The following is a 6,329-nucleotide window of genomic DNA, read 5'->3' as shown; positions in this document are numbered from 1 at the left end:
CGGGCAGCGCGAGCGAGAGGGCGGTCAGCGCGGGGAGCGCGAGTTCGGTGGTGGTGGTGGTCATGGCACGTGTTCTCCCTGGTGGGACATCGCTTGCGGCCGCGGGCGCGGTCGCCAGGTCGTGCTCGGGAGCACCCCGCCGGTGTCGTGGGGGTTGCTGTTCCGCCTGCCGAGCCAGACGGCGGAACTCGGGACCGCCGCGCACCGTAGGCGGCGAGGTCGGGGTCGTCAACGGGCCGGCCGGGTCGTCTCACGAATCGCCGCGTGGATGGCGTTCCCGCGATGTGAGACATGGATGACCGCTCGTTGACATCGCCGCTGGTCGGGCGGACTCTCCGGGCCAGGTCACGAGCCCCGCCGTCTGGCCCGGCAGGCGGGGCAGCAACCCCTACGACACGGCGGGGTGCTCCCGGGCAAGACCCGGCCCGTCCCGCGACGGGCAACGAGTGTCACGAAGGGAAACCCCTGATGTCCGTCCTCACCACGAGTGCCATCGACCAGCTCGCCCGCGAGCGGTACGGCGACGACGCCCCCGCCGACCTGGCCACCACCGACGTCATCGCGCTCCAGCTGGCCCACCGCTCGGTGCGGCGGTACCTGCCCGACGAGGTCACCGACGCCGAGCTCGCCGCGATCGTCACCGCCGCGCAGTCCGCAGCGACCAGCTCCAACCTCCAGCTCTGGAGCGTGGTCGCCGTCCGCGACGCCGGCTCCCGGGCCCGGCTCTCCGCGCTCGCGGGCGACCAGCGGCACGTCGTCGAGGCGCCGCTGCTGCTCGTCTGGCTCGTCGACCTGTCCCGCGCGCACGCGGTCGCCGCCGCGCACGAGGCGCCGACCGAGGGCGCGGAGTTCCTCGAGACCGCGGTCGTCGGCTTCGTCGACGCGGCCCTCGCCGCGCAGAACGCGGTGCTTGCCGCCGAGTCGCTCGGCCTGGGCACGGTCTACATCGGTGGGCTGCGCAACCGTCCCGAGCAGGTCGCCGAGGTGCTCGACCTGCCGGCGCACGTGTTCGCGGCGTTCGGGCTGGTGGTCGGCCGGCCCGACCCCTGCCGCAGGTCGCTGCCTACGAGGGCCGGATCGCCGCGTTCTACGCCGACGAGGGCCTCGAGCACTCCTGGACGTCGCGCGTGCTCGCGCGGCTGTCCGGGCCGCGCGCGCTCAACGGGCGCGACCGGCTCGGCGACGCGCTGCGCGCGCAAGGGTTCGACCTGCGATGAGCGCATGAGCGATGTGGTGGTCGGGAAGAACGCGACGACGCGCACGGGCGACCGGGTGCTCGCCGTGTGCCTCGTCGTCGGCTTCGCCACGCTCATCGACCAGGCGATCCTCACGGTCGCGATCCCGTCGGTGCGTGCGTCGCTCGACGCGGGCACCGCGCAGGTGCAGTGGATCGTGGCCGCCTACTCGCTCGGCTTCGCGATCGCGCTGGTCCCCGCCGGCCGGCTCGGTGACGCGCGCGGCCGGCGCGGGCTGCTCGTCGGCGGCGTGGCGACGTTCTCCGTGCTGAGCGTCGTGGCCGCCACGGCGACGAGCGCCGACGTGGTGATCGTCTGCCGCCTCCTGCAGGGCCTCGCGGCCGGGACCGCGAACCCGCAGGTCATCGGGCTGATCCAGGACCACTTCACGGGCTGGCGCCGCACCCGTGCGCTGGGCGCCTACGCCACGGTCGCCGGGTTCGCGGGCGTCATCGCGCCGCTGCTCGGCGGCGCCGTGGTCGGCCTCGCGGGCGGGGCGGACGCGTGGCGCTGGGTCGTGGTGCTCAACGTGCCGTTCGGACTCGCCGCGGCCGTCCTGGGCCTCGCGTGGCTGCCGCGCGTGGCCCGCGTCGCCGGGCGTGCGCAGCTCGACGTGCCCGGCGCGATCCTGCTGGGCGCGGCGACGCTCGCGGTCCTGCTCCCGGCCGTGGCGCTGAGCGGCGGCGGCTCGGCGAGCCCGTGGAGCGTGTCGGCCGTCGTCGCGATCGTCGTAGCCCTCGTCGTCTGGGAGCGGCGCTACGCCCGGCGCGGCGGTCGGCCGATCCTGCTGCCCGCGCTGCTCACCGGGCGCCGGTTCGCGACCGGGACGCTCGTCGCGACGTTCTCGTTCGGCTCGAGCCTCGGCACCGCGCTCGTCCTCATGCTCTTCCTGCAGGAGGGCCTCGGGCTCAGCGCGTGGGAGGCGGGCCTGGTCGGCGCTCCCGGGGCGGTGCTCGGGGCGCTGTGCTCGGCGTTCGCGTGGCGGGTCGCGTCCCGCTACGGCCGGCCCGCCGTCACGGTCGCCCTCGCCGCGGTGGCCGGCTCCCTCGTCGTCAGCGCCGCGCTCGTCGCGTGGGCCTCGCCCACCGTGCTCGTCGTCGGGCTCGTGGTCACGCAGGTCGTCGGTGGTGCCGGCAGCGGGCTCGTGCACGCGCCCAACCAGGCGCTCACGCTCGAGGAGGTGCCGCTCGGCACGTCGGGCCTGGCCGCGGGCTTCCTGCAGGTCGCGCAGCGGATCTCCGCGGTGCTGGCCCTGGCCGTGCTCGGCGGGATCGTCCTCGCGTCGGTCTCCGCGGGAGAACTGGCCGCCTACCGCCACGCCACCGTCGTCGCGCTCGGCGTCACCGCGGCGCTCGTCCTCGCGTCGGTCGTCGCCTCGCTCAGCGACCGCCGCAGTGCACCACCCACCCTCGTCCCCGCGCCGGCGCTCGAGTGCGCCGCCGCCTGAACCCCGTCCAGCTCCGCCGAGAGGAACCGCCATGACCAGCACCGCACCCGCCCAGGACCTGAGCATCGAGGAGGCCACCGCGCTCGCGCCGGCGGTCGACGCCGTGCACGCGGCCGCCCGCGTCGCCGCGGGCGCGTTCCTCGTCGACGTGCGCAGCGCGGCAGGCCGCGACGCCACGGGCGCCATCCCGGGCGCGACGGTCGTCGACCGCTACAGCGTCGACGAGACGTTCGACCTCGCGTCGGCCGCGAAGCTCGCGCCGGTGGTCTCGCTCGACACGCCGATCGTCGTGGTCTGCGGCTCGGTCCGCGGCTCGGGCCCGGTCGCGGCCGCGCTGCGCGAGAAGGGCTACACGAACGTCGTGCACGTCGAGGGCGGCGCGGGCGCGTGGCGCGACGCAGGGCTGCCGTTCGAGCCCGGCACCGACGGCACCGGGAAGTGACGGCCGCCCCGGTCAGCACGGCGTTCCTCGACGAGCTGCACGACCTGACCGAGCGCCGCCGCGCGGCGTTCGTCCCGCTGTCCTCGCCGTTCGCCGGCGCGGCGCCCGACGACGTCGCGCGCGTCCGTGCCGCGGCCACGCCCGGCGAGGGCCCGGCGCTCGGGCTCGCGCGCGCGATCCACGGCTACGCCGAGGAGGCGTTCCGCGAGGTGCGGTCGGTCTCCGCGATCGCGGAGCTGCTGCGGGCGCAGGGCGTGCCCGCGGTCGTCGGCACGCACGGCCTGGCGACGTCGCTGCGAGCGGGGCTCACGGCGGACGGGCCCGACGACGGCGCCGCGGCCGACGGGCCGACGATCGCGATCCTCGCCGAGTACGACGCGCTGCCCGGGGTCGGCCACGCGTGCGGCCACCACCTCATCGCGGCCGCCGCCACGAGTGCGTTCCTCGCGCTGCACCGCGCGGTGGGCGACGGCCTGCGGTTCGAGGGCCGCGTGCTCCTGCTCGGTACACCGGCCGAGGAGGGCTCGTCGGGCAAGGAGATCCTGGCGCGCGCCGGGTTCTTCGACGGCGTGGACGCCGCGATCATGGTCCACCCGTTCGGGTACGACGTCGTCGACCACCCGTTCCTGGGCCGACGACAGCTGCGCGTGACCTACCACGGGGTCGCGGCGCACGCCTCGGCCAGCCCGTTCATGGGCCGCAACGCGCTCGACGCGGTCGCGCTGAACTACCAGGCCGTCGGGCTGCTGCGTCAGCACATCCCGCCGAGCGACCGCGTGCACGGGGTCATCCGCGAGGGTGGCGAGCGGCCGAGCGTCGTGCCCGAGCGCGCGGCCGTCGAGTACTACGTGCGGTCGGCGAGCCCGGCCACGCTCAAAGACCTGTGCCGGCGCCTCGAGGACATCGCCCACGGCATCGCGCTGGCCACCGGCACCACCGCGGAGCTCGACTGGGACGCCGCGCCCTTCACGCTCCCCGTGCGGACCAACGGACCGCTCGCCGCGCGGTGGGCGACCCACCAGGCCGCCCAGGGACGGACCTCGCTCGCGGGCGGGGTGGTTCCCGAGATCCTGGCCGCGTCGACCGACTTCGGGAACGTCAGCGTCCGGCTGCCCGGGATCCACCCGATGATCGCGGTCAGCGACCCGGACGTCGCGCTGCACACCCGGGAGTTCGCCGACGTCGCGGCCGGCCCTCGCGGCGACGCGGCGGTCGTGGACGGCGGGCTCGGGCTCGCGCTGACGGCCCTGGACTGGCTCGTCGACCCGGCCTTGCGGGCCGCGGTGCTCGAGGACTTCGAGGCGGCCGGGGGAGCACTCGACGTGGCGAGGTACTTCGACACCACGGGAGGAACGCGATGACCGTCCACGTCCGCCGCGCGCGCGAGCACGAGTTCGAGGCCGTCGGCGAGCTGACCAGCCGGGCGTTCGGAGCGGGACCGTACGGCCCGTCGACCGACCCGGACCGGATCCGCCTGCTCGCGGACGCCGCGGGCCGCGCCGCCGCGGGGGACCTGCTCGTGGCCGTCGACGGCGACCGCCTGGTCGGGACGGTGAGCCTGCTGCGCCCCGGCACGCCGTACAGCCGCGAGGCCCGGGCCGACGAGGCCGAGCTGCGGCTGCTCGCGACCGCGCCCGAGGCCCGGGGCCACGGGATCGGCGCGATCCTCGTCGCCGACGCCCTGGAGCGCGCGCGGGCGTGGGGTGTCGCGGGCGTCGTCCTCGACACCGGTCCCCGCAACGTCGTCTCGCAGCGGCTCTACCACCGCCTCGGCTTCGAGCGCGTCGTGGAGCGCGAGACGACGGTCGTCGGGCGCGGCGTCGGACGCCTGGCGGTGTTCCGCTACGACCTGACCCGTACGGGCGTGCACGTCCGGCTCGTCGCGCCGCACGAGTACGACGAGGTCGCCCGCCTCTCGGTCGAGGCGTACGCGCACGACTACACGCTGAGCGACGACTACCGACGGAACATCGCCGACGTGGCCGGCCGCGCTCGCGAGCACGAGGTCTGGGTCGCGCAGGACCTGTCCAGCCGCGCCCTGCTCGGCACCGTCGCTACGCCGCGGGCCGGTGCGCACCTCTCGGACCTCGGCCGGGAGGGCGAGGTCGACTTCCGGCTGCTCGCCGTCGCGCCGAGCGCGCGCGGTCGCGGCATCGGCGAGCTGCTGACCCGGCACGTGCTCGAGCTGGCCCGCCAGCGCGGCGCGCAGCGCGTCGTCATGAACTCGGGCCCGCGCATGCTCACCGCGCACCGCCTCTACCACCGGCTCGGATTCGTCCGGCTGCCCGAGCGCGAGACCGTCCAGATCGAGGACGGCACCCTGCTCGCGTTCGGCTACGAGCTCGCCCCCACCCCCGTCTCCGAAGGAGCATCCGCATGAGGTTCCAGGTCCTCGACATCGTCCCCCACGCCGCCCACCCGGTGACCGGCGTCCAGCTCGACCCGTCCACGCGCCTCGAACGGGTCGTCGAGACGGCCGTCCTCGCCGAGGAGCTCGGGCTCGACTCGTTCGCGGTGGGGGAGCGGCACGCGGGCGACTTCTTGTCCTCCTCACCCACGGTCCTGCTCGGCGCGCTCGCGCAGGCGACCGACCACATCCTGCTGAGCACGGGCGTCACGGTGCTCTCGCTGCTCGACCCCGTCCGCGTGGCGGAGGACTACGCGACCATCGACGTGCTCTCGCGCGGGCGGCTCGAGATCGTCATCGGCAAGGGCAACGAGGACAAGCACTTCCCGCTGTTCGGGCTCGACATCGCCCACCAGTACGACTACCTCGAGGAGAACTACGCGCTGCTGCGCCGGCTCCTGAGCGAGGAGCACGTGGACTGGCACGGCACGTTCCACGCGCCGCTGAGCGACGCGACCACGCTGCCGCGTCCGTTCGACGGCCGGTTCCGCATCTGGCACGGCTCGGCCACGAGCAGGTTCGCCGTCGAGCTCGCGGCCCGGTACGGCGACCCGATCGTCTCGGCGAACGCGCTGCAGCCGCGCGAGAACTACCAGGTGCTGATCGACCACTACCGCGAGCAGCTCGTCGCGTACGGGCACGACCCGGCGGTCGGCTTCGTCGGCTCGGGCTCGGGCGGCCTGTTCCTCGCGGACACCACCGAGCAGGCCACGGCCGAGTACCGCGCCGTGTACGAGGCGTTCGCGGCGCGGAGCATCGCCAAGCACGCGGGGGACTCCCGGCCCGGCAAGTCGTCGT

Annotated in this window: 5 protein-coding genes and 2 riboswitches; all 5 genes read left to right on the top strand. The window is 75.3% G+C overall.

What is annotated here, in order from left to right; translation table 11 throughout:
* Positions 1–84: 84 nt before the first annotated feature.
* Positions 85–196: riboswitch (SAM riboswitch) on the bottom strand.
* Positions 197–343: 147 nt separating this feature from the next.
* Positions 344–451: riboswitch (SAM riboswitch) on the top strand.
* Between the two features lie 17 nt (positions 452–468).
* The gene (locus D1825_RS01660; RefSeq protein WP_199721457.1) at positions 469–2,682 is read left to right on the top strand and encodes an MFS transporter; all 2,214 of its coding nucleotides are present in this window, start codon (positions 469–471) and stop codon (positions 2,680–2,682) included.
* Positions 2,683–2,713: 31 nt separating this feature from the next.
* Positions 2,714–3,124 carry a rhodanese-like domain-containing protein gene (locus tag D1825_RS01655; RefSeq protein ID WP_118765763.1) on the top strand — a complete coding sequence of 137 codons (411 nt, stop codon included), beginning with the start codon at positions 2,714–2,716 and terminating at the stop codon, positions 3,122–3,124.
* Positions 3,121–4,485 (top strand): amidohydrolase, encoded by a 1,365-nt coding sequence (locus D1825_RS01650; protein ID WP_118765762.1) that lies wholly within the window; start codon positions 3,121–3,123, stop codon positions 4,483–4,485. The genes D1825_RS01655 and D1825_RS01650 overlap by 4 nt, the downstream gene beginning before the upstream one ends.
* Positions 4,482–5,504 (top strand): GNAT family N-acetyltransferase, encoded by a 1,023-nt coding sequence (locus D1825_RS18100; protein WP_158580659.1) that lies wholly within the window; start codon positions 4,482–4,484, stop codon positions 5,502–5,504. The genes D1825_RS01650 and D1825_RS18100 overlap by 4 nt, the downstream gene beginning before the upstream one ends.
* Positions 5,501–6,329 (top strand): LLM class flavin-dependent oxidoreductase (locus D1825_RS01640; protein WP_118765761.1); only part of this gene is annotated, 829 nt, incomplete at its 3' end. The genes D1825_RS18100 and D1825_RS01640, both read left to right, overlap by 4 nt.

It is taken from the genome of Cellulomonas rhizosphaerae (genome assembly GCF_003470205.1).
Classification (GTDB): Bacteria; Actinomycetota; Actinomycetes; order Actinomycetales; family Cellulomonadaceae; genus Cellulomonas; species Cellulomonas rhizosphaerae.
This window is presented reverse-complemented; position numbering and strand designations above follow the sequence as displayed.